Raw genomic sequence first — 2,992 nt, forward strand, 5'->3', positions numbered from 1 at the left:
CGATAGACAGTTTTTGTTTTCGCGTCGCCGGTCAGCAATCCCGCGCCAACCACATACACTCGCGCGCCGCCGAAATCGCCGATCAATCCCGCGGCCACCGCCTTCTTCATCTCCGCTTCCGGATCGATGCGGCGAACTGCATTGTGCGCGTAGAAACTGGACAGCGAACTGTTCTCCAGCATGTCGGACGCAAGTAGGACGACCTTATTCGAAGCGGACGATGCCCGGACTTTATCGCTGATATCCTTCAACGCGGCCAGGATGTCCGACTTCGCGAGCTCATTCGTCGCCGCCGACTCGACTTGCCCGACCGCCGCGAGCAGGGCTTTTTTCGCATAGTTCGACTGCCCCACCATACAAGCGTCGAAACTGCGCAGCGCACGCTCGCTAATGTCGTCACGCAGCTTGTCAGCTATCGGCGATTCGATCACCCCACGCGTGACAACTTCGGTGTAGTGGCCTTGCGAGAAAGCCGAAAAGTCGAACAGCGTGTAGGCAGTCCCAGGCTTGATCGCCTTCACTGCGGCTTCGGCGATCTGTGCCTGCAGCTTTTCGTCGAATACAGTCGTCTGGTCGATCGCGATGAAAAGCTCGCGATCGGCGCCAGCCACCGCCGGCTTTATGCGGTTCGCCACGTAGCAGCTCGGAATATCGTTGGTGACGCCGGCTAACGCTGATGTCGCGCCCGCGCCAACGCACGCGGCCGCTAGCGCTATTGCAAGATGTTTGATCATGGTTGTGAGATCAGGCCTTGAACAGATCGTCGAGTTCCGCATCGAGCGCGTGTTTCTGTTTCTCGGCGTGCTCCTTCCGAAGTTTGATCTCACTGACGACTTCGGTCCGCACCGATTCGTCGAGGCGATGAATCAGTTCCTTCTTGCGCGCGATGTCGGGCGTCCCTTCGATTTCTGCAACGATCATGTCGATCGACGCGCGTGTCGACGCCGGAGCGGATACGGTGACTGCCGGTTCAACACTGTCGTCCGGCTCGCCGGCCCTGGCGCGTTGCGCGCCGAAATGGCTGACGGCAGGGGACGACTGCGGTATGGCTGCAATCGGCGTCTGGGCTTGAACGCGGGCCGTGGACGCTTCCAGATCGGACAGGTCGCGCTGCTCGATCACGTAGTCGCGAAAGGTCTTGGTGAAGGTTTTGCCCGAGATGTCCGCGTTTTCACCCAGGCGCTTCTGAAGGTTTTCGAGTTGCGACTGTGCGATCGCCCGCAGCGGCGCGTAATAGTTGTTGTAGTCCTCGAACGTCTTGAAGCCCTTGGTCGTTTTCCACGCCGCGTAGCTTTCCCGGCCACCGAAGCCCCACGCGAAGCCACCGAAAATCCCGACGATCTGCGTGACCACGAAAATCACGGCCAGCGTAATGAAAGCTGCGGCACCTTCGCTGCGCGTCGACGACGATTCTTCCGCCCTTGCGCGGTCGTCGGCCGCTTTCTGGCTCGCCACCAACTCTGCCGGCATCGTGTTCGCCGTCCCAAACGGATTGCCCGGGTCGGCGCTCTGACTCATACCCATCGCTTCGCGCGTCTGCTCGGCGTTAAGGTCGCTCCAGCGCATCCACGTCGATGTACCGGCGATGACGATAATCACGGCCACCGTCAGCGCGACCATAAAGTAACTGTGATTCGTGCCGACCCGGTTTACCGTCTGCGTATAGTCCGGCTCGCTGTCGTCGACGGACTGCTCGTCGTCGAGTTTCACTTTGCGGCTCGAAAAGCGCTCCTGGCCCTTGTCCTGCTTCCACTGTCTGCGGCATCGTACGACCAGATTCGAACGATAAAGCTGATGCCCCGCGAAATGCGTCAGGAACACCATGATGACGCAGATGACGAACACGATCGCAAGCATCAGCAATGTGTGGGTATTGGCACTGCCGTCCCGGGCCATCCAGCTGCCGAGCAGATATGAAAAGCCCAGACCCTCGGCGATCACCAGTACTGTCAGCAACACGAGTAGCCACAGCGGCGTGGGCGAGCGTCCGCTGTCATCCGCCTTCGCCAGATACTCGTTGCGCTTGGTGAATTCGGCTTTCGACAGATACGAAATGAATTTGTTGTAATCCCCGCACAGTGTACGTTCCGAATCCGTCCAGCCGTTCTGTCCGCTGACGCCATGACGCGCGAGCCGAGCTGTCTTGCCAATCACCGGGAAAGTGTACTTCCAGTGGTTCAGCCAGAACTCGAGCGTCGAGCGGAAAGAGAATGCGCCGGCCGCGAGCAGTACTACGATGCCCCACCAGATCAAAGTACTGAGGTTTGCCTGAATAAAGTCCATCATGATCGCCTTTGCCTTTTGTTATATGCGTGCGATAACCGGCACGTAGTCCACCGTAAAGTACTGGTTGCGCTTATGCCGTACGAGCTCGCCCGACATCGCCTTGCCATTCGAGAAGAGAATGTCGGCGCAATCGAACAGACCGTCGCTGTGGACAAACACTCGATAAAGCACGCCTCCCTTCACCGCATACGCGGTGACGTCCGGTGACAATCGCAGCTCGGGAGAGCCTTTCGGCCCAGTGGCGCGGTCAAAATCCTTCCACACCAGCAACGTCGGCTTTGCCCCTGCCGTTGTGCCGTTTCGCAACACCGAGACGTCGGTAATCGCGAGATACTGGCCGTTTAGCGCCTCACCCCAGCTGCTTCCATAGAGGTTCGGTAGATGGTCGCGTACCGGAACCGCGCGGTCGTCGGCAACCGACTTCATTGCCAGGGAAATGCGCGGTCGGTCGTTCACACAACTTTTCGCCACCGGCGATTCGTCGGCAACGGCGGAGGACAGGAACGACCACGTCGAGGACGGCGCAGGCATGGCGGCAAACTGCAAGCCGAGCGTTGCTGACGGCACTTCGCGCCAGCCAAAATCGATACCGTCGGGCAGCGCAGAATGAGTGGCCGCGGCAGACTTGTCGGGCACAACAGCCACTGTATTCGCGGGCCCCGTGGCTGCCGATGCACGCTTCGCAGGCTCGGCCGCCACCTGCGCA

General features: G+C 59.8%; 2 protein-coding genes and 1 pseudogene. All 3 read right to left on the minus strand.

The annotated features are described in order from the left end of the window. A partial coding sequence (locus VGH68_RS18900; protein WP_331605210.1) for a hypothetical protein occupies positions 1 to 776 on the minus strand: 776 nt, incomplete at its 3' end. After that, complete coding sequence (locus VGH68_RS18905; protein ID WP_331605211.1) at positions 745 to 2,286, minus strand: hypothetical protein; 1,542 nt, start codon at positions 2,284 to 2,286, stop codon at positions 745 to 747. The genes VGH68_RS18905 and VGH68_RS18900, both read right to left, overlap by 32 nt. Before the next feature lie 18 nt (positions 2,287 to 2,304). Then, positions 2,305 to 2,992 (minus strand): annotated as a pseudogene (locus tag VGH68_RS18910) (hypothetical protein); the annotation flags it as partial.

The sequence above is a fragment of the Paraburkholderia sp. genome (genome assembly GCF_036488505.1).
GTDB lineage: Bacteria > Pseudomonadota > Gammaproteobacteria > Burkholderiales > Burkholderiaceae > Paraburkholderia.

Coding starts and splice junctions, on each gene's coding strand:
- VGH68_RS18905 (WP_331605211.1), bottom strand. CDS start 2,286: ATGATGGACTTTATTCAGGCAAACCTCAGTACTTTGATCTGGTGGGGC.